The sequence below is a fragment of the Pseudomonas sp. JQ36 genome, assembly GCF_053851495.1.
In genome coordinates, this window is the sequence record NZ_CM132642.1 from 3,458,282 (window position 1) to 3,477,063 (window position 18,782).

Below are 18,782 nucleotides of genomic sequence, written 5' to 3' on the forward strand. Positions count from 1 at the left end.
GGCCCGCACAGGCAGCATTTATCCATCAGCCCGAATGAGCAATTTTCCGCTCACCACAATCCAGCCATAAGCGGATTTCCGCTCATTAAATCTTTCCACCCCCTCTAAACCGGCCCTCCCCCCGTTGGCACAGCTCCTGCTATAGCCCAGGCAGGCTGCGTTCCAACGCGCTCCACAAAAACAATTAAACGAAGGATCCTTCAATGGATAACTCCAACGCCCTGCCCCTTGGGTCGGCTGCCGCGCCCGCCAAAGAAAGAACCACCGCCAGCCGGATCAAATCGATCTTCAGCGGCTCGGTCGGCAACATGGTCGAGTGGTACGACTGGTACGTCTACGCCGCTTTCTCGCTGTACTTCGCCAAGACCTTCTTCCCCGCCGGTTCCACCACCGCGCAACTGATGAACACCGCCGCAATCTTCGCCGTGGGCTTCCTGATGCGTCCGATCGGTGGCTGGCTGATGGGTCTCTATGCCGACAAGGTCGGTCGCAAGAAAGCCTTGATGGCCTCGGTCTACCTGATGTGCTTCGGCTCCTTGCTGATCGCCCTCAGCCCCAACTACGAAACCATCGGCATCGGCGCGCCGATCCTGCTGGTCTTCGCGCGCTTGCTGCAAGGCCTGTCGGTCGGCGGCGAGTACGGCACCTCGGCCACCTACCTGTCGGAGATGGCGACCAGGGAGCGTCGCGGTTTCTTCTCCAGCTTCCAGTACGTGACGCTGATCTCCGGCCAGCTCATCGCGCTGGGCGTGCTGATCGTGCTGCAGAACATGCTGACCACTGAACAGCTGTACGCGTGGGGCTGGCGTATTCCGTTCGCCATCGGCGCACTGTGCGCGATCGTTGCGCTGTACCTGCGTCGCGGCATGGAAGAAACCGAGTCGTTCACCAAGAAAGAGAAGTCCAAGGAAAGCGCGATGCGCACCTTGATGCGCCACCCGAAAGAACTGCTGACCGTGGTCGGCCTGACCATGGGCGGTACGCTGGCGTTCTACACCTACACCACTTACATGCAGAAATACCTGGTGAACACCGTCGGCATGAGCATCTCCGACTCGACCACCATTTCGGCCGCCACGCTGTTCCTGTTCATGTGCCTGCAACCGATCATCGGGGGTCTGTCGGACAAGATCGGTCGTCGTCCGATCCTGATCGCCTTCGGTGTGCTCGGGACGATCTTCACCGTGCCGATCCTGATGACCCTGCACACCATCCAGACCTGGTGGGGCGCGTTCTTCCTGATCATGGCGGCACTGATCATCGTCAGCGGCTACACCTCGATCAACGCCGTGGTGAAAGCCGAGCTGTTCCCGACCGAAATCCGCGCGCTGGGCGTCGGCCTGCCGTATGCACTGACCGTGTCGATCTTCGGCGGCACCGCCGAATACATCGCGCTGTGGTTCAAGAGCATCGGCATGGAAACCGGTTACTACTGGTACGTGACCGCGTGCATCGCGGTGTCGCTGCTGGTGTACATCACCATGAAAGACACGCAGAAACATTCGCGGATCGTGACTGACTGATCGGATTTCCACAGCCACTGCAACGGTGGCTGTAGGGGCCCCTTCGCGAGCAAGCCCGCTCCCACACTGGAATGCACTCCTCTGTGGGAGCGGGCTGCTCCCGAGGGGCGCACCCTGGTTCCAGATCTATCAGGACAACTCGGCAGCCCCACTTGCCAACCGCAAGTATGAAAAATCCCTCACCTTCGGGTAACAACGATTAATCGCTGATTAATGCTGCCCCCTCATTCTGCAATCACCTTATTGATGACCTGCGCAACGCTCGCTCCGACGACGAAAGCGATTTCAACGCGCCGCCCTTAATATCAATTTAATCGATTGTTTTTAGCATTAATTTGCGCTTTTTAATCAATTTATTTGGCGTAGCATTAAACCCATGCAAGACACACCCACCAACGAATCTGGAGTAAAGAACATGAAAACCAAACTGATCCTCGCCCTGACCCTGTCCGTACTGGCCGCCAACACCTTCGCTGCCGATGGCTCGGACAGAACCAAATCCGCCGACTTCATCAACGGCGCCAGCGCTGCCATCGAAACCAGCCACTCGGGTACTTACGCCGCTGACGGTTTCGATAAAACCAACCTCGGCAAAACCGTCGCCGCCGATGGCTTCGACAAGACCGGTACTGCCAATGCCATCGCGGCTGACGGCTTCGATAAAACGGGAACCGCTGCCGCCATCAGCTGATCATCGGCAGTCTCCCCACAGCCCGGCTTCGGCCGGGCTTAGTCATTTCTGGGGCATGACAATTCTCAAATCCACCCAAATCCCCTGTAGGAGCTGCCGCAGGCTGCGATCTTTTGATTTTGTTTTTAAGATCAGATCAAAAGATCGCAGCCTGCGGCAGCTCCTACAGGGGGATCAGCGTGTGACTGGAAATACGCGGAGCGTCCTTGCACTATGGCTGCATCCGAAACGCAGCCTCAGGAATTCATTCACCATGTCCGATGACATCCACTTCTACGAACCCGCCAACGGCCACGGCCTGCCTCACGATCCGTTCAACGCCATCGTCGGCCCGCGCCCTATCGGCTGGATTTCTTCGCAGGATGCCCACGGCCGGCTGAACCTTGCGCCTTACAGCTTCTTCAACGCGTTCAACTACATTCCGCCGATCATTGGTTTTTCCAGCGTCGGACGCAAAGACAGCCTGAACAACATCGAGCAGACCGGCGAGTTCGTCTGGAACCTCGCCACCCGGCCGCTGGCCGAGCAGATGAACCAGAGCTGCGCGATGGTCGCGCCTGAGGTCAACGAGTTTGAACTGGCGGGGCTGACGCCCGTGGCGTCGAAGGTGATTGCGGTGCCACGGGTGGCCGAAAGCCCGGTGTCCTTCGAGTGCAAGGTCACGCAGATCATTCAGTTGCAGCGCGCCGATGGCGAAACCGTGCCGAGCTGGCTGATTCTCGGCGAAGTGGTCGCTGTGCATATCGCCAAGTGGCTGTTGAAGGACGGGATCTACGACACCGCCGCGGCAGAACCGATTCTGCGCGGCGGCGGGCCGGCGGATTATTTCCAGTTGGGGCCAGAGGCCTTGTTCAAGATGTGGCGCCCGGGTGCGGGCAAGTAAGCACAGTTACCAGATCAGCTCGGCGTCATCAGTGACGCCCTGCAGACGTTCCAGCTCCTGGGTCGCCGCGTCATCGGCCGCGATGGCGCCGGGGAACACCTGATCACCCAGCAGTTTGTGGAAGCGTGGCGCACCGCCATCGACCAGGGCCTTGACCGCGATTGCCGCGTGGTAACCCTTGTTGCCGCCCAACTCGACGGGGACGACTGCGGAGACTGCTTCGAAGTGTTCGAACTCTTTACGTGCCATGGCACACATCCTGGCTCAGATGAATAAGCCGGACATTAAACCCTCAACCGGCGAGTTTGTGTATCGGTGCCGGGCATTGTCCGAGCGCCTGCGCCGCCGACACCTCTTTGAAGGTGTGGAAATCCAGGCTGTTGACCACCAGGTCCTGGACCAATTCGGCAAAGATCTGCATCGACGGGCTGTTGAAATACGCGGTCATCGCCTGTTGATGGCTCCAGAAACCGGAGACCAGCCACAGGTCCGGATCGCATTGCGAATGCTGCAAGGCGAAGTTCAGGCAACCGGGGGCGTTGCGTGACGGTTCGATCAAGGCACTGAGGCGTACACCCAGTTCGGCGGAGCGTCCGGCGCGCGCTCGAACGAAGGCCATATGACTGACGGGAATCTGCTTGGACATGTTCAACCCTCCCAGGGAGTCGCGTGGCAGCCGGGGACGGGCTGCGACAGGATCCAAGGTTAAGGGCCGGGCGCAAGATGCCGTTAGTCGATTCCTGCCGCTGCGTTGCACAATCCTGCAAGACTGCACAAACGCCCGGCGTCGGTGAGTAGAAACCTGTCACACCGCTGTCACAACGCTTTTGTGTAGGAGCTGCCGAAGGCTGCGATCCTTTGACTTTTGTTTTTAAAATCAAAAGATCGCAGCCTTCGGCAGCTCCTACAGGGGTATTCGGCCCGAGGAGTGAAGTGGCGGTCACCGACTGATGGCCGGCGCGCAAAACCAGCCCATGCAGAATCAGGCAAGCATTTGACAGGATGTGTCTACCGCTGGCGCTTGCACAAACATATGCTCTGCTCCATTCCAGATTCCTTGCCGAGGATGCCGTGCATGACGTCATTCGATCGTTTCCAGTCTCCGCCCGATGCCGACATGGAAAAACAGCGCGCAGAACTCGCGGCGATCATCCGCCGCAACACCACGGACGACGGCAGTTACCAGACCGCCATCGGCTCGCTGTTCATGTCGCGCCATACCCAGTCCCACGACTTCGCCCCGGTACTCGCGCAACCGGCGCTGTGCATCATGGCCCAGGGCCGCAAAGAGGTACGCCTGGCGGATGAGTTCTTCAATTACGACCCGCTGAATTATCTGGTGGTCTCAGTCTCGATGCCGCTCAGCGGGCGGGTGGTGAATGTCTCGCCCGAAGAGCCGATCCTCGCCGTGCGCCTGGACATCGACCCCGCGGAAATCACCGCACTGATCGCCGACGCGGGGCCGATGGGCGTGCCGACCCGGCCGACCGGGCGCGGCCTGTATGTGGAAAAGATCGACAGCGCGATGCTCGACGCGGTGTTGCGTCTGGCGCGACTGCTGGATGCGCCGAAAGACATCGCCATGCTCGCACCGCTGATTCGCCGGGAAATTCTCTACCGCCTGCTGCGCAGTCCGCAGGGTCACCGTTTGTATGAGATCGCGATTGCCAACAGCCAGAGCCATCGCATCAGCCAGGCGATCAAATGGCTCAACGGTAACTTCGAGCAGCCGCTGCGCATCGATGATCTGGCGAAAGAAGTGAATCTCAGCGTCTCGACCCTGCATCACCGCTTCAAGGCGATGACCGCGATGAGTCCGCTGCAGTATCAGAAGCAATTGCGCCTGCAAGAGGCGCGACGCCTGATGCTCGCCGAAGGGCTGGAGGCGTCGGCGGCGGGCTATCGCGTGGGTTACGAAAGCCCTTCGCAGTTCAGCCGCGAGTACAGCCGCTTGTTTGGCGCGCCGCCGTTGCGGGATCTGGCGCGGTTGCGGCAGTCGGTCTGATCCGCCTATTGCGCTGTATCGACTGACGTTTTCGCGAGCAAGCTCGCTCCCACAGGGAATCAGTGTCGATCACACATCCAATGTGGGAGCGAGCTTGCTCGCGAAGAGGCCGGAATGCTCAGCAAAAAATCCGGACCAGATCGGCAACAGCCGACATGCAGTTCAGAGCGCCCGGATCACGTGCTTGATTTCCTGAAACGCGGCCAGGCCCCACGGCCCCAATTCGCGGCCGATGCTGCTCTGCTTGTAGCCGCCCCACGCCGTCTGCGGGAAGATCACTTGCGGCGCGTTGAGCCACACCAGCCCCGCCTGCAGGGCGTTGGCGACGCGGTCGGCAGTCGCGGCATTACGCGTTACCACACTGGCGACCAGCCCGAACTGGCTGTCGTTGGCCAGGGCAATCGCCTCGGCTTCGCTGCTGAAACGGCGCACGCAGAGCACCGGGCCAAAGATCTCTTCGCACCACAGCGCACTGTCGAGGGGCACGTCGGTGAACACCGTCGGCTGCAAAAAATAACCGCGCGGCAGATCAGCCGGACGATTGCCACCGCACACCAGCTTCGCGCCGGCACTTAAACCACGGTCGATGTGGCCGAGCACGCGCTGGTATTGCGCCTGATTGGCCAGTGCGCCCATCTCCACGTCCGGGTCAAACGGGTCAGCCACGCGAATCGCTTGCGCACGCTTTTGCAGACGCTCAAGAAACTCATCGGCCAGCTCATCGGCCACCAGCACGCGACTGGTGGCCGAGCACATCTGCCCGGCATTGAAGAAACCGCCGCCGCAAGCCAGTTCCACCGCCAGTTCCAGATCGGCGTCTTCGAGCACCAGCAACGAAGATTTGCCACCCAGTTCCAGGCTCACGCCCTTCACCGTTTCCGCAGCGCGCTGCATCACCTGCACGCCGACGGCGTTGCTGCCAGTGAAGGAAATCTTCGCAATGCGCGGATCCGCCGACAGCGGCGCACCGACCGCCAGACCCGTGCCGCACACCAGGTTGAACACGCCGTTGGGCAGACCGGACTCAGCGATGATCGCCGCCAGTTCCAGCTCCGGCAGCGGCGTGACTTCCGACGGTTTGAGCACCACACAACAACCGGCGGCCAGCGCCGGCGCGAGTTTCCACGCGGTGGTGACCATCGGGAAATTCCACGGCACGATCAGCCCGACCACACCGCACGGCTCTCGGCGCAGACGTGCGCTGAAATCGTCGCTGGGCAGCGCCACGTTGCTGTCGAGTTGTGCGTCGAGGCCTTCGGCCAAACCGGCGTAGTACTCGAACGTGGCGATCACATCATCGACGTCGATCGCCGCTTCGAATTGCGGTTTGCCGTTGTTGCTCGACTGCAACTTCATCAGATGATCGCGACCGTCGCGCACGCCATTGGCAATGTTGCGCAGAATCACAGCGCGTTCGGCACCGCTGGTTTTCGACCAGCGCTTGAATGCTTCAGTGGCGGCGCTGACGGCCAGATCGACCGCGCTTTCGTCGCCGCCATTGACCGTGGTCAGCAGCGCTTCAGTGGCCGGGTTGATCACCCGCAGGTGTTCACGCCCGGCCGACCATTGACCGTTGATGTACAGGCCATCGAGTGTCGTGGGGAAATTGATCATTGGGCCACCGCCTGCATCCATTGGGTCTGGTCGATTTCGATCAGGGTCGGGCCCTGACGATCGGTGGCGGCACGCAGCGCGCCGCGCAATTGTTCGACCGTGCTGATCGCTTCGGCGGCGCAGCCCAAGGCCTTGGCCACGCCGATGAAATCCGGGGTGTAGATGTCGACGCCGACCGGTTCGATGGCGCGGTTGACCATGTACTTCTTGATCTCTTCGTAGCCCTGGTTATTCCACAGCAGGATGATCACCGGCGTGCGCGCTTCAACCGCGCTGGCCAGTTCCGGCAGGGTGAACTGCAAGCCGCCGTCGCCGATCAGGCACACCACTGGCGGACGAGCGCCACCCTCAATGCCGCCACCGAGCCACGCGCCAATCGCCGCCGGCAGGGCATAACCGAGGGTGCCGTAACCAGTGGACGAGTTGAACCAGCGCCGTGGACGTTCCGGGTTGAACGTGAGGTTGCCGGTGTACACCGGTTGCGTGGAGTCGCCGACGAATACCGCGGCCGGCAACTCGTGCAGCACGATTTCGAGGAAGCGCGTCTGGGCCAGGGTTGGCGCATCCCAAGTCGCGGCCAGCTCATCACGCAGACGTGCGGCCCGCACCTGGCCCCAATCGTTGCAACGCTCAGCCAACGGCTGCTGCGACAACGCACTGAGCAGCGCTTGCGCGGCGTTGCGCGAGTCGGCAACCAACGCCACGTGCGGCGGATAGTTGCGCACGGTCTGATCGGCGTCGATGTCGATACGCAGCAACTTGCCGGGAATCTCGAAGCCGCCGGCGAAGGTCACGTCGTAATCGGTTTCGGCCAGTTCGGTACCGATCGCCAGCACCACATCGGCATCGGCCACCAGTGCACGGGTGGCGACCAGGCTTTGCGTCGAGCCGATCAGCAGCGGATGGCTGGAGGGCAGCATGCCTTTGGCGTTAATGGTCAGCGCCATCGGGGCGTCGAGCAGTTCGGCCAGTTCGGTGAGTTCGGCGGCGGCATCGATGGCGCCGCCACCGGCGAGAATCAGCGGACGCTGAGCGCCGGCCAGCAACTCAGTCATGCGCCGTACGGCAGCCGGTGCGGCCCCGGCGCGGTCGATATGCACCGGAATGCTGGCGAGCAGTTCATCGGCCTCTTCCACCAGCACGTCCAGCGGAATCTCGATGTGCACCGGACGCGGACGCCCGGCCTGAAACAGCGCGAAAGCTCGGGCCAGCACGCCGGGCAATTCCGCCGCCGACATCAGGGTGTGGGAGAACGCCGCGACGCCGCCGACCAGTGCGCTCTGGTTCGGTAACTCGTGGAGCTTGCCGCGACCGCCGCCCAACTGGCTGCGGGTCTGCACGCTGGAGATCACCAGCATCGGGATCGAGTCGGCGTAGGCCTGGCCCATCGCGGTGGTGATGTTGGTCATGCCCGGGCCGGTAATGATGAAACACACACCCGGTTTGCCGCTGGTGCGCGCATAGCCGTCAGCCATGAATCCAGCGCCCTGCTCGTGCCGTGGAGTGACGTGGTTGATGCTCGAACGGGCCAGCCCGCGATACAGCTCCACGGTGTGCACCCCCGGAATGCCGAACACCTGCTCGACCCCGTAACCCTCGAGTAACTTGACCAGTACTTCGCCACACGTCGCCATGTCGATTGCCCTTCTTGTTCGTTTGAGACACCGAGTCCCTGGTGGGAGCGGGCTTGCTCGCGAAGGCGGTGTGTCAGCCAACATCAATGGGGATGACACACCGCATTCGCGAGCAAGCCCGCTCCCACAAGAGTCCGTGGAATGGGCTCATTGAACGGGCGGCAGGTAGCGGCAACAATCGATTAAAAGTCATACTAGCCATGTCCTCACGTCATAGCTTGGTTCCCCATGAAACGACTGCCTCCCCTGCCCGCCCTGCACACGTTTCTGATCACCGCGCAGTGCTGCAACTTCACCCGGGCGGCCGAGCAGTTGCACATCACTCAGGGCGCCGTGAGCCGGCAGATCGCCGGGCTGGAGGATCATCTGGGGTATGAGCTGTTCATCCGTCTGGCCCGAGGCCTGGAACTGACCGCCGAAGGACGCGAATGGCTGCCACGGGTGGAAAAGATCTTCGGTTTGGTCAGCGAAGCCACCGAGCAGATCGGGCGCGAGCGTCAGACCCTGCAACTCAAGGCGCCCAGCTGCGTGATGCGCTGGCTGGTGCCGCGCCTGCTGCAATGGCAAAAGGAGCGCCCGGACGTGCCGGTCAAACTGACCACCACGCTGGCCCACGGTGTCGACTTTCAGCGCGAGCAGTTCGATGCAGCGGTGATCTACGGCACCCCGCCGGACAACTCCTCGACCGCGCTGCACCTGTTTGATGAACAACTGACACCGGTCTGCTCGCCAGCATTATTGAAAGGCCCACCGGCGCTGAGCGAACCGGCCGACCTGCAACAGCATCTGCTGCTGCATCCGACCCGCGACACCCAGGACTGGACCGTGTGGCTGACCGCCGCCGAATTGCAGTTGAACAACGTCAACATGGGGCAGCATTTCGAGACGCTGGATCAGGCGATGTCGATGGCGTCGCATGGGACGGGGGTGGCGATTGGCGACTGGTCACTGATCGGCGATGACCTGCGCGCGGGGCGGCTGGTGATGCCGTTTGATCTGAAGGTGAAAACGGGGCTGGGGTATTACGTGGTGATGCCGCAGGGCGGGGAAGCGTCGCCGCAGTTGGAGGAGTTGATGATCTGGCTGGTGGAGCAGGCGCATACCCGCTGAAGTACACAGATCCCTCCTGTGGGAGCGGGCTTGCTCGCGAATGCAGTGTGTCAATCACTTCAAATGTCGCTGACACACCGCCTTCGCGAGCAAGCCCGCTCCCACATTTGGTCTGCGTCGTTGCTTAATACCCGACGGTAAACCGCTGACGCGAATGCTTCGGCGTTTCCACTTCGTCGATCAACGCAATCGCGTAATCGGCGAAGGTGATCCAGCTGCGACCTTCAGCACTGAACAGCAAATGATCCTTGCCAACGCGGAAGGTGCCGGTGCGCTCACCTTCGACAAACTCTGCCGATGGCGAGAGGAAGGTCCAGTCCAGTTCCTGCTCCGAACGCAAGGCATCGAGAAACGCCGCGCCAGCACTGGCCTCGGTTTTGTACTCGGCGGGGAAACCCGCACTGTCGATCACTCGGCTGTCGTCCGGCAGCAACAGCGAACCGGCACCGCCGACCACCAGCAGACGCTTCACACCCGCCTGCTTCACCGGGCCGACCACGGCACTGGCCGGTACCGTGGCGAAGTGCGCGGCGCTGATCACCACGTCGTGACCGGCCACTGCCGCTTGCAGCGCCGCCGAATCCAGCACATCGACATTCTTGCTGACCACACCGGCACGCGTGCCGATCTTCGAGGTATCGCGGGCGATGGCGGTAACGCTATGGCCGCGACGCAGGGCTTCTTCCAGCAGTTGGCTACCAGCACGGCCGGTGGCACCAATGATTGCGATCTTGCTCATGACATTCTCCAGTTGGCTTGAGAGTTTCAACGACGGCATAAATCTAATCTTGAAGCGGTATTCCCTGTGGCGAGGGAGCTTGCTCCCGCTGGAGGGCGAAGCACTCCCCGCCTGTTTCAGATTCAACGTATTGGCAGGTTTTGCGCCTGCCGCGCAGGCGAGCGGGAGCAAGCTCCCTCGCCACAAAAGTCCTCTGGACCTCTGTTTCAGATCAATCGGGTTACCACTTCATCTCGCCCTTGGCGACTTTGGCGCTCAGCTCCAGCGAGCTCTCTTCGCCGAGTGTCGGGTAGCGCTTTTTCATCGCCGCGATCAGTGCGGCGGAATCCTTGGCCTTGGCGGTTTCTTCGTCGAAAGCCTTAATGTAGTCGGCGGTGAATTTCACGCTGGCCAACGAACGGCTGCTCTCGCCCAGGTAGTGACCGGGCACCACGGTTTTCGGCTTCAGGGTTTCGATCGCGTGCAAGGTTTGCAGCCAGTCGGCGTGGGATTGCGCGGTCTGGGTATCGGCCATCCACACATGAATGTTCTCGGCGACCACCACGCCACCGACCACCGCCTTGAGCGACGGAATCCACACGAAGCTGCGATCCGGTTGTTTGCCGTCCAGACCGATCACCTGCAATTTCTGCCCTTCGAGCATCAGGCTATCGCCCTTGAGCACGCCCGGCACGATGGTTTTGGCCGGTACGTCGTTACCCATTTTCGGGCCCCAGAAGGCGAGTTTGCCGGCGACGGTTTTGTTGATGTGATCCACGGTCGGCTGCGAGGCCAGCACCTTCGCGTCGGGGAAAGCCTGGGTCAGGGTGTCGAGGCCGAAGTAGTAATCCGGGTCACCGTGGCTGATGTAAATGGTGGTCAGGTGCTTGCCGCTGGCGCGGATCTTTTCCACCACCTGCTCGGCCTGGGCCTTGCCGAATTGTGCATCGACCAGAATCGCGTCTTTCTCGCCGCTGACCAGCACCGAGGTCACCGGGAAGATCGCGTTGGTGCCCGGGTTGTAGACATCCAGTGTCAGGTTGGCGGCAGCGGCGTGGGCCGCGAAACCGAGGGTGGCGGTGGCCAGCAAAACGCGCTTGAGGGTAGTGAAGCCGATCATTTGTTGCTCCGTGGTCCGAATGCCGTGTTTGGCGATGGGACAGAGCTTAGTTGCCTGACTCGGTACAAAAAATGCGATGCTTGGACATAGTTTGTTTCTGAAAGCGGGCAAATCATGGATCGTCTTCAAGCAATGCGGGTGTTTGTCACGGTGGTGGATCTGGGCAGCCAGTCGGCGGCGGCCGATCATCTGGATCTGTCACGGCCAGTGGTGTCGCGTTATCTGGCGGAGCTGGAAGACTGGGTCGGCGCGCGCCTGATGCACCGCACCACACGCAAATTGAGCCTGACTGCCGCCGGCAGCGAAATTCTGCCGCGCTGCCGGCAGATGCTCGAACTCTCAACCGACATGCAGGCTGCCGTCAGCGAACCCGACGAGGCACCGCGCGGACTGCTGCGCATCAGTGTCAGTACCTCGTTCGGTCAGGCGCAACTGGCCGATGCGATGGCGGCGTACGTCAAGCGCTACCCCGGGGTCAGCGTCGACATGCAGATGCTCGACCGCACGGTGAATCTGGTGGATGAGCGCATCGATCTGGCGATCCGCACCAGCAATGACCTCGATCCGAACCTGATCGCCCGGCGCCTGACCGTCTGCCGCTCGCTGATTTGCGCCGCCCCGGCCTATCTGCGCGACAATCCGCCGCCGCAGCGGGTCGAGGACCTGAGCCGACACAACTGCCTGACGCATTCGTATTTCGGCAAGAGCCTGTGGCATTTCGAGGAGGACGGCGAACCGGTGTCAGTGCCGGTACAGGGCAACATCAGCGCCAACGAGGCCAGCACCCTGCTGCGCGCCACCCTGGCCGGCGCCGGCGTGGCAATGCTGCCGACCTATCAGGCCGGGGTGCATGTACATGCCGGTGAACTGGTACGCCTGCTGCCGGATGCCGAGCCACGGCAGATGAACATCTACGCGGTCTACGCCTCACGCAAGCACATGCCGGCGGCACTGCGCAGCATGCTGGATTTTCTCGTCGAACGATTCCCGGAAAATCCCGACTGGGATATGGGCCTGTAAATCCGATTCCCCTGTGGGAGCGGGCTTGCTCGCGAATGCAGTGTGTCAATCACTTCAAATGTCGCTGACACACCGCCTTCGCGAGCAAGCCCGCTCCCACAGGGGGGGGCACATAGACGAAATGCGTGGCTGGCAACTCTGTACCGCTGACCTATGCTGAAAGTAATACCGCAGGGTATGCGTTCAGAGGTCTACGCCATGAACATCAGAACAAGAAGGTACATCGCGATTTTCATCACCTGCGCCGCCACGCTGGCGCTGTACGGCACCGCGGCCTGGCGGGTCGAGCAGTTGCGACAACTGCCGCGCGAATATGCCAGCTGCAATTTCGAGCGCTGTATTCCGCACAACGCGACGCTTAATGCGCTGCGCTGAATGATCTGAGCTGGCATGCAATCCTGTGGGAGGGGGCTTGCTCCCGAATGCGGTGTGCCATTCAGCATTGATGCACACTGATACACCGCTTTCGGGAGCAAGCCCCCTCCCACAGGATATCGCCGGGTTTACAGGATCACTGCTCGGCCTTCAGCCGGTCGCGAAAGGCTTTTGGCGAAATCCCCACCCTGCGCCGGAACAGGCGCGTGAAGTTGGTCGGATCGGAAAACCCCAACAACTCCGACATCTCGTAAATGGTCATGCTGGTGTAGGTCAGCAAACGTTTGGCTTCCAGCAACTGGCGTTCGTGCATGATCTGCAGCGCCGGCTGCCCTGCCAGTTCGCGGCAGGTGCCATTGAGGTGTGACACCGAAATCCCCAGGCGATGGGCCAGGTCTTCGACCTTCACATGCTGACGGTACGTCTCCTCCACCAATTGAATGAACCCGTTGAGGTATTCGCGCTGGCGTTGCGGCCGCTGGCTGGCGTTATGGCGCACGAGCGCCTGCCGGCTGACCCAGACCATGATCACGCTGACCAGCGAATGCATGAGCATTTCCCGCGCCGGCTGATGGCCGTTGTACTCGGCCTGCAACGCTGAAAACAGACTGTTCAGGTACTCCGCGTCCTTGCCCGCCGGGTAGTGCTCGGCCTGGGCCAGTGCGTGCACCGAACTGCCCAGTTGCGCCTGCAGGTGATTGATCAGCGGATTGGCGAGGGTGACCACGAATCCTTCGACATCCTCGGAAAAACGAAAGCCATGCACCGACAACGGTGGCAGGACTTGTATGGCGGGTTCGTTGAGCTGCGTGCGTTGACCTTCGATTTCAAGCTCTGCCTGACCTTTGAAGACGAAGAGCAACTGGCACAAATCGGCGTGGCGGTGGGGTTTGATTTCCCATTGATGTTCGCGGCTGCGTTTGGAAATGGTTTCACAGTGCAGCAAGTCAGGGGTCGGCCAGTCCAGGCTTTCACCGTAGAGCTTGAACACCGGAATCGAAGGCAGGGCAGGCTTGTTCATCACTTCAATCCAGGCCTCGAAGTTGCGGGCGATAATCGCACCGATTGGCAGAATGTACAGGTATCGGCTCAGTTTTCACCTTCAATTGACAGACCCGCAAGGGAAAAATGCAAGCACTCGATCCATAAAAATCATTCACCGCCTTCTGTCGCGTGAAGCTTGCGAGTCATAAAAACAATGAAAACGCTGAAAACCCAAGTCGCCATCATTGGCGCCGGTCCGTCCGGATTGCTCCTCGGTCAGTTGCTGCACAACGCCGGCATCGACACCCTGATTGTTGAACGTCAGTCGCCCGACTATGTCCTCGGACGAATTCGCGCCGGCGTGCTTGAACAAGGCATGGTAGAGCTGTTGCGCCAGGCCGGAGTAGGCGCACGCATGGATGCCGAAGGGTTGGTGCACTCCGGCTTCGATCTGGCATTGGATGGACGTCTGGCGCACATCGATCTGCAGGGTTTGACCGGTGGAAAAACCGTCATGGTTTACGGTCAGACCGAAGTCACTCGCGACCTGATGGCCGCTCGTCGGGAGGCCGGCGCACTGTCGTTTTATGAAGTGAGCCATGTCGTTCCTCACGGCATGAAAAGCGACGAGGCCTTTGTCACCTTCGAAAAGGATGGCGAAACCTGGCGCGTCGATTGCGATTACATTGCCGGTTGCGATGGTTTCCACGGCGTCGCCCGGCAGTCGATTCCCGAGGACTGCCTGAAGATCTTCGAGCGGGTCTATCCGTTCGGCTGGCTGGGGATTCTCGCCGACACCCCGCCGGTGCACGAAGAACTGGTCTACGCCCGGCACGAACGCGGCTTCGCCCTGTGCAGCATGCGTTCGGCCACGCGCACCCGTTACTACCTGCAAGTACCGGCTGAAGAAAACGTCGCGGACTGGTCCGACGAGCGCTTTTGGGCTGAGCTGAAAACCCGCCTGCCCGCCGAGCTTGCAGAAAAACTGGTGACCGGCCCGTCGATTGAAAAAAGCATCGCGCCGCTGCGCAGTTTTGTCGTCGAGCCGATGCAGTACGGGCGGATGTTTCTGCTTGGCGATGCCGCGCACATTGTTCCGCCCACCGGCGCCAAGGGCCTTAACCTGGCCGCCAGCGATGTCAGCACGTTGTTCAACATTCTGCTGAAGGTTTATCGCGACGGACGCATCGATCTGCTGGAGAAATACTCGGAAATCTGCCTGCGCCGGGTATGGAAAGCCGAGCGTTTCTCCTGGTGGATGACTTCGATGCTGCACCGCTTCGACGAACATGATGATTTCAGCCAACGCATCAGCACCTCGGAACTGGACTACTTTGTCAGCTCCGAAGCGGGTCGAAAAACCATTGCAGAAAATTACGTCGGACTTCCGTACGAGGCTATCGAATAGCCTGCTACCGACTTACACTGGCGAGCATCCACCCGCGCGCAATGGCCGTGCGGGTCCATCACTGCCCGCAGGCTCGCCCGTGACCAATCTCAATCACCCTGAAACGCCCAAACCGGCCATTCGCAGCGTGCTGGTCGCGTTGATGATGGCGATTTTTCTCGGCGCGCTGGACCAGACCATCGTCGCCGTCTCGATGCCCGCCATCTCTGCCCAATTCAAGGACGTCAGCCTGCTGGCCTGGGTGATTTCCGGGTACATGGTGGCAATGACTGTGGCCGTGCCGATCTACGGCAAACTCGGCGATTTGTACGGGCGACGCAAACTGATGCTGTTTGGCATGGGCCTGTTCACCCTCGCCTCGCTGTTCTGCGGCATGGCGCAAAGCATGGAACAACTGGTGCTGGCGCGGATTCTCCAGGGCATCGGTGCCGGCGGAATGATCTCGGTGAGTCAGGCGATCATCGGCGACATCGTCCCGCCGCGCGAACGCGGCCGTTATCAGGGTTACTTCAGCAGCATGTATGCGGTGGCCAGCGTCGCCGGGCCGGTGCTCGGCGGCTACATGACCGAGTACCTGTCGTGGCGCTGGGTATTTCTGATCAATCTGCCACTGGGGCTGGGCGCCTGGTGGGTTGCCAATCGCAACCTGCGCGGGCTGCCGATTCCGCAGCGCAAACCGATCATCGATTACCTCGGCACGCTGTTGATGATCATCGGTTTGACCGCCCTGCTGCTGGCCATCACCCAGGTCGGTCAGGGGCATTCGTGGCGCAGCAGCGAGGTGCTTGGCCTGTTCGCCTGTGCGGTGCTGGTGCTGGCGGTGTTCGTCTGGCATGAACGCCGGGCGCGCGAGCCGCTGCTGCCGATGCACCTGTTCACCAACCGCAATGCGTTGCTGTGCTGGTGCACGATTTTCTTTACCAGTTTTCAGGCAATTTCGCTGATCGTGTTGATGCCGCTGCGCTTTCAGAGTGTCACCGGCGCCGGGGCCGACAGTGCCGCATTGCACCTGTTACCGCTGGCGATGGGCCTGCCGATTGGCGCTTATTTCGCCGGACGCCGTACTTCGGTGACCGGTCGCTACAAACCACAGATTCTGACCGGCGCGCTGCTGATGCCGATCTCGATTCTCGGCATGGCGTTCAGCCCACCGGATGCGACGCTGGTCAGCAGCGTGTTCATGCTGCTCAGCGGGATTGCCGGCGGCATGCAGTTCCCGACTTCACTGGTGGGCACGCAGAACTCGGTGGAACAACGCGACATCGGCGTCGCCACCAGCACCACCAACCTGTTCCGCTCGCTGGGCGGCGCAGTGGGTGTGGCGTTGATGTCGGCGCTGTTGCTGGCGTTGTTGCAGGATTCAAGTTTTGCCCATCTGGCGAGCAACTCGCTGCTCAGCGAGGGGCATTCGGGCAACGTGCTGCTCGACGGTTTGAACGCCGCACCAGGCGATGCGCAGAACGCCTTGCGCGCCGAGCTCTCGGTGACCTTCCGGCATCTGCTGTGGGTGAGTACCGCGGTGTCATTGCTGGGGCTGGCGGCCGCGATTGCGATGCCGAACAACCTGTTGCGCGGGCGCGAGCATGGCGCCAAATAACAGCAACACCTTAAAACCCTGTGGGAGGGGGCTTGCTCCCGAAAGCGGTGGATCAGCCAACATCTTTGCTGAATGACGAACCGCTTTCGGGAGCAAGCCCCCTCCCACAGTAGCGAATGTTTCACTCAAGGACTGTAGTAACCCACCGCCACCAGAAAATGCCCGACCTTCTTCAGGTAGGCATGCTTGTCTTCGACCTTGCCGGTCACCGGATTTTTCCAGCGGTATTCGTATTCGCCGTCGTCCTGTTTGGCGATCAGCGCCAGAATCGGCTCGCCCACCGGTTTGCCTTCCGGATCCTTGATCTTGCTGAAATCCGTGTTGATCAAGCGCAGGTTGGTGCCGTGGGCAACGTAGCGTTGGGTATCCAGATCGACCACGAACACGTACAAGTCATCCTGCAGATAACCGCCCTTGAGCGAGTTGATGGCCGTCAGGGTGCCCTTCTCGTTTTTCCCCAGATCGGTTGCAGCCTTGTCGAGAAGTGCCTTGGCCTGCTCGGCTGATGCACGCGGCAGGTAATAACCGACGGCCAGAATCCGCTGGCCGATGCGCTGATAGTAGACATGCTTGCGCTCGACCTTGCCGTCCGCCCAGTTCTGCCAGCGGTATTCGGCTTGCTGGATGCCGTTGCCTTCCGGCACCAGCAAGGCGTCCTTGAAGGCTTTCTGCAAATCCGGCGCAAGCACTTCACTGACATCACGGCCGATCAAGGCAGAGGATGGCCCGCCGCTGGCGAGCATCACGCCTTTGGTGTCGACCACGAACACGTAGCGATCCTTGTCGACGAACTCACCCTGACGGCTGAATGCAGCGAAGGCCTTGTCACCATTGTCGTGGTAATAGGCCAGCGCCTTTTCCAGCAAAGCGATGGCAGCCTTGCTGTCGTCCTTTTGTGTGGCGGCATTGACCTGCCCTGCCCCCACAAAAAGCATCACCCCGAGCCACGCCACTTTATGCAAAAACCCCATAACGCATCCCTCGTTCTTGTTGGTGTTTCAAGAGCGTAGACGGCTTGGGGTCGGACGGAGGTCGAAGATGAATCCGGAAGTTGCCGCATTTCCTGTGGCGAGGGAGCTTGCTCCCGCTCGGCTGCGAAGCAGTCGCAAAACCTGCAAATGCGCTCTACCTGAACGAAAGCAGGGGAACGCTTCGCACTCCAGCGGGAGCAAGCTCCCTCGCCACAAAGGTTCCTGAGTCAGGCCCTATGGCCGGGCATTGATCTGCTGCTGCAGGTTCTGGATCTGCGCCTGCAGGGTGTTGATGTTGCGGGTCATCTGCCCCCGGAACGCATCGAACTCGGCGGTATTGCCGCCACCCTGCGCAGCGGCCGGGCGGTTGTCCTGTTCGCTTTTGAGGACGACGATTTCCTGCTCCAGGCGCTCGATCGCCGCGCTCGGGTTGCCCTGCTTTTTCAGCGCGGTGATATCAGCGCCGAGGCTTTTCAGTTGGGCGTCATAACTCTTGAGCTGCGCATCGACCTTGCCGGTGTCGGCCGGGGCGCTTTTCAGGGTTGCCAGTTCGGCGCTCAAGGCTTTGACCTGAGCCTGCAATTGGGTATTGGCGTTCTGTTGTTCGGTGGTCTGCGCGGTCATTTGCGCCAGACGCTTGTCCAGATCGCTGGTCTGACCGACCACACCTTGCTGCTGTTTGCTCTGATCCAGCAACTGGGTTTCCAGCTGTTTGATCTGCAGCTTCAGGGCTTCGCTGTCGCTGTTGACGTTGCTCTGGCTGGCGACCACCTTGCCGGAAATGTCCTGCAGGCGCCCTGCCGCTTCCTCGCTGATGCGCGCAAAGCTTTCCTGGGTCGCGACCAATTGCTGCTCCATCAGCGAAATCTGCTGAAAGCTCCACCAGGCCAGACCGATGAAGGCAAAGAACAACGCGCCGACCAGTGCCCACAGCGGCCCGGTACTCGCGGCCTTGACCTTGACCACCGGCGGCGTGCGCGAGTGCACGGAGGTGCGGGCGGTGGGCGGAATGTCATCGTCGTCAAAGGTGTCGGCCCGCAGGCTCGGTACATCGTCGAAATCGTCGTTGGCATCGTTACGCATGGACATTGAGGCAACCTTTGTGGAACGCGGTGATGGCTAAATGCTG

The 18,782-nt window shown here is 60.9% G+C and carries 18 protein-coding genes; 9 read left to right on the top strand and 9 right to left on the bottom strand.

The features are described from left to right. The first annotated feature begins 203 nt into the window (after nt 1-203). From ACS4NR_RS15485 to ACS4NR_RS15495, 3 genes are all read left to right on the top strand, one after another. Nucleotides 204-1,523: an MFS transporter gene (locus ACS4NR_RS15485; RefSeq protein WP_007965880.1), complete on the top strand. Its 1,320-nt coding sequence runs from the start codon at nt 204-206 to the stop codon at nt 1,521-1,523. Nucleotides 1,524-1,938: 415 nt separating this feature from the next. After that, the gene (locus ACS4NR_RS15490; protein ID WP_095136995.1) at nt 1,939-2,214 is read left to right on the top strand and encodes a hypothetical protein; all 276 of its coding nucleotides are present in this window, start codon (nt 1,939-1,941) and stop codon (nt 2,212-2,214) included. A gap of 253 nt (nt 2,215-2,467) precedes the next feature. After that, nucleotides 2,468-3,097 (top strand): flavin reductase family protein, encoded by a 630-nt coding sequence (locus ACS4NR_RS15495; protein ID WP_095136994.1) that lies wholly within the window; start codon nt 2,468-2,470, stop codon nt 3,095-3,097. Between the two features lie 6 nt (nt 3,098-3,103). Here the strand turns inward: ACS4NR_RS15495 and ACS4NR_RS15500 are convergent, their stop codons facing one another. Further along, entirely contained in the window at nt 3,104-3,346 is a 243-nt protein-coding gene (locus ACS4NR_RS15500) for a hypothetical protein (protein WP_047296118.1), read from the bottom strand. Between the two features lie 43 nt (nt 3,347-3,389). Continuing rightward, complete coding sequence (locus tag ACS4NR_RS15505; RefSeq protein ID WP_095136993.1) at nt 3,390-3,743, bottom strand: antibiotic biosynthesis monooxygenase family protein; 354 nt, start codon at nt 3,741-3,743, stop codon at nt 3,390-3,392. Nucleotides 3,744-4,172: 429 nt separating this feature from the next. Here ACS4NR_RS15505 and ACS4NR_RS15510 point away from each other — a divergent pair, with 429 nt between their 5' ends. After that, a complete protein-coding gene (locus ACS4NR_RS15510; RefSeq protein WP_108183644.1) occupies nt 4,173-5,102 on the top strand; it encodes an AraC family transcriptional regulator in 930 nt (309 codons plus the stop codon). 162 nt (nt 5,103-5,264) lie between these two features. Here ACS4NR_RS15510 and ACS4NR_RS15515 read toward each other — a convergent pair whose 3' ends face one another. Together ACS4NR_RS15515 and ACS4NR_RS15520 are read right to left on the bottom strand one after the other, a co-directional pair. Then, complete coding sequence (locus tag ACS4NR_RS15515; protein WP_456017817.1) at nt 5,265-6,716, bottom strand: aldehyde dehydrogenase family protein; 1,452 nt, start codon at nt 6,714-6,716, stop codon at nt 5,265-5,267. Continuing rightward, a complete protein-coding gene (locus tag ACS4NR_RS15520; RefSeq protein ID WP_456017818.1) occupies nt 6,713-8,350 on the bottom strand; it encodes a 5-guanidino-2-oxopentanoate decarboxylase in 1,638 nt (545 codons plus the stop codon). Before ACS4NR_RS15520 ends, ACS4NR_RS15515 begins: the two co-directional genes overlap by 4 nt. A gap of 228 nt (nt 8,351-8,578) precedes the next feature. On the opposite strand from ACS4NR_RS15520, the gene ACS4NR_RS15525 reads away from it, so the two are divergent. Continuing rightward, the gene (locus ACS4NR_RS15525) at nt 8,579-9,460 is read left to right on the top strand and encodes a LysR substrate-binding domain-containing protein (protein ID WP_456017819.1); all 882 of its coding nucleotides are present in this window, start codon (nt 8,579-8,581) and stop codon (nt 9,458-9,460) included. Between the two features lie 124 nt (nt 9,461-9,584). Here ACS4NR_RS15525 and ACS4NR_RS15530 read toward each other — a convergent pair whose 3' ends face one another. Next, on the bottom strand, nt 9,585-10,199 hold the full coding sequence (locus ACS4NR_RS15530; RefSeq protein ID WP_456017820.1) for an NAD(P)-dependent oxidoreductase: 615 nt from the start codon (nt 10,197-10,199) through the stop codon (nt 9,585-9,587). Between the two features lie 220 nt (nt 10,200-10,419). Beyond that, nucleotides 10,420-11,298 (bottom strand): MBL fold metallo-hydrolase, encoded by an 879-nt coding sequence (locus tag ACS4NR_RS15535; protein WP_456017821.1) that lies wholly within the window; start codon nt 11,296-11,298, stop codon nt 10,420-10,422. A 114-nt stretch (nt 11,299-11,412) separates the two neighbouring features. On the opposite strand from ACS4NR_RS15535, the gene ACS4NR_RS15540 reads away from it, so the two are divergent. Beyond that, complete coding sequence (locus tag ACS4NR_RS15540) at nt 11,413-12,318, top strand: LysR family transcriptional regulator (RefSeq protein ID WP_456017822.1); 906 nt, start codon at nt 11,413-11,415, stop codon at nt 12,316-12,318. 198 nt (nt 12,319-12,516) lie between these two features. Then, complete coding sequence (locus tag ACS4NR_RS15545; protein WP_443534110.1) at nt 12,517-12,693, top strand: hypothetical protein; 177 nt, start codon at nt 12,517-12,519, stop codon at nt 12,691-12,693. 136 nt (nt 12,694-12,829) lie between these two features. Here ACS4NR_RS15545 and ACS4NR_RS15550 read toward each other — a convergent pair whose 3' ends face one another. Further along, nucleotides 12,830-13,714 carry a helix-turn-helix domain-containing protein gene (locus ACS4NR_RS15550; protein ID WP_115984317.1) on the bottom strand — a complete coding sequence of 295 codons (885 nt, stop codon included), beginning with the start codon at nt 13,712-13,714 and terminating at the stop codon, nt 12,830-12,832. A 177-nt stretch (nt 13,715-13,891) separates the two neighbouring features. On the opposite strand from ACS4NR_RS15550, the gene pobA reads away from it, so the two are divergent. Both pobA and ACS4NR_RS15560 read left to right on the top strand, forming a co-directional pair. Then, nucleotides 13,892-15,085, top strand: coding sequence for a 4-hydroxybenzoate 3-monooxygenase (pobA, locus tag ACS4NR_RS15555; RefSeq protein WP_456017823.1), 1,194 nt, complete (start codon nt 13,892-13,894; stop codon nt 15,083-15,085). Nucleotides 15,086-15,164: 79 nt separating this feature from the next. Further along, complete coding sequence (locus tag ACS4NR_RS15560; RefSeq protein ID WP_456017824.1) at nt 15,165-16,682, top strand: MDR family MFS transporter; 1,518 nt, start codon at nt 15,165-15,167, stop codon at nt 16,680-16,682. A gap of 125 nt (nt 16,683-16,807) precedes the next feature. On the opposite strand, the gene ACS4NR_RS15565 is transcribed toward ACS4NR_RS15560, so the two are convergent. Both ACS4NR_RS15565 and ACS4NR_RS15570 read right to left on the bottom strand, forming a co-directional pair. Next, entirely contained in the window at nt 16,808-17,653 is an 846-nt protein-coding gene (locus ACS4NR_RS15565) for a cache domain-containing protein (RefSeq protein WP_456017825.1), read from the bottom strand. Nucleotides 17,654-17,887: 234 nt separating this feature from the next. Next, nucleotides 17,888-18,742: an ATPase gene (locus ACS4NR_RS15570; RefSeq protein ID WP_095136981.1), complete on the bottom strand. Its 855-nt coding sequence runs from the start codon at nt 18,740-18,742 to the stop codon at nt 17,888-17,890. Nucleotides 18,743-18,782: the final 40 nt, after the last annotated feature.

Coding starts and splice junctions, on each gene's coding strand:
- ACS4NR_RS15495 (WP_095136994.1), top strand. CDS start 2,468: ATGTCCGATGACATCCACTTCTACGAACCCGCCAACGGCCACGGCCTG.
- ACS4NR_RS15490 (WP_095136995.1), top strand. CDS start 1,939: ATGAAAACCAAACTGATCCTCGCCCTGACCCTGTCCGTACTGGCCGCC.
- ACS4NR_RS15570 (WP_095136981.1), bottom strand. CDS start 18,742: ATGTCCATGCGTAACGATGCCAACGACGATTTCGACGATGTACCGAGC.
- ACS4NR_RS15545 (WP_443534110.1), top strand. CDS start 12,517: ATGAACATCAGAACAAGAAGGTACATCGCGATTTTCATCACCTGCGCC.
- ACS4NR_RS15565 (WP_456017825.1), bottom strand. CDS start 17,653: ATGGGGTTTTTGCATAAAGTGGCGTGGCTCGGGGTGATGCTTTTTGTG.
- ACS4NR_RS15505 (WP_095136993.1), bottom strand. CDS start 3,743: ATGTCCAAGCAGATTCCCGTCAGTCATATGGCCTTCGTTCGAGCGCGC.
- ACS4NR_RS15515 (WP_456017817.1), bottom strand. CDS start 6,716: ATGATCAATTTCCCCACGACACTCGATGGCCTGTACATCAACGGTCAA.
- ACS4NR_RS15520 (WP_456017818.1), bottom strand. CDS start 8,350: ATGGCGACGTGTGGCGAAGTACTGGTCAAGTTACTCGAGGGTTACGGG.
- ACS4NR_RS15530 (WP_456017820.1), bottom strand. CDS start 10,199: ATGAGCAAGATCGCAATCATTGGTGCCACCGGCCGTGCTGGTAGCCAA.
- ACS4NR_RS15540 (WP_456017822.1), top strand. CDS start 11,413: ATGGATCGTCTTCAAGCAATGCGGGTGTTTGTCACGGTGGTGGATCTG.
- ACS4NR_RS15510 (WP_108183644.1), top strand. CDS start 4,173: ATGACGTCATTCGATCGTTTCCAGTCTCCGCCCGATGCCGACATGGAA.
- ACS4NR_RS15485 (WP_007965880.1), top strand. CDS start 204: ATGGATAACTCCAACGCCCTGCCCCTTGGGTCGGCTGCCGCGCCCGCC.
- ACS4NR_RS15500 (WP_047296118.1), bottom strand. CDS start 3,346: ATGGCACGTAAAGAGTTCGAACACTTCGAAGCAGTCTCCGCAGTCGTC.
- pobA (WP_456017823.1), top strand. CDS start 13,892: ATGAAAACGCTGAAAACCCAAGTCGCCATCATTGGCGCCGGTCCGTCC.
- ACS4NR_RS15535 (WP_456017821.1), bottom strand. CDS start 11,298: ATGATCGGCTTCACTACCCTCAAGCGCGTTTTGCTGGCCACCGCCACC.
- ACS4NR_RS15550 (WP_115984317.1), bottom strand. CDS start 13,714: ATGAACAAGCCTGCCCTGCCTTCGATTCCGGTGTTCAAGCTCTACGGT.
- ACS4NR_RS15525 (WP_456017819.1), top strand. CDS start 8,579: ATGAAACGACTGCCTCCCCTGCCCGCCCTGCACACGTTTCTGATCACC.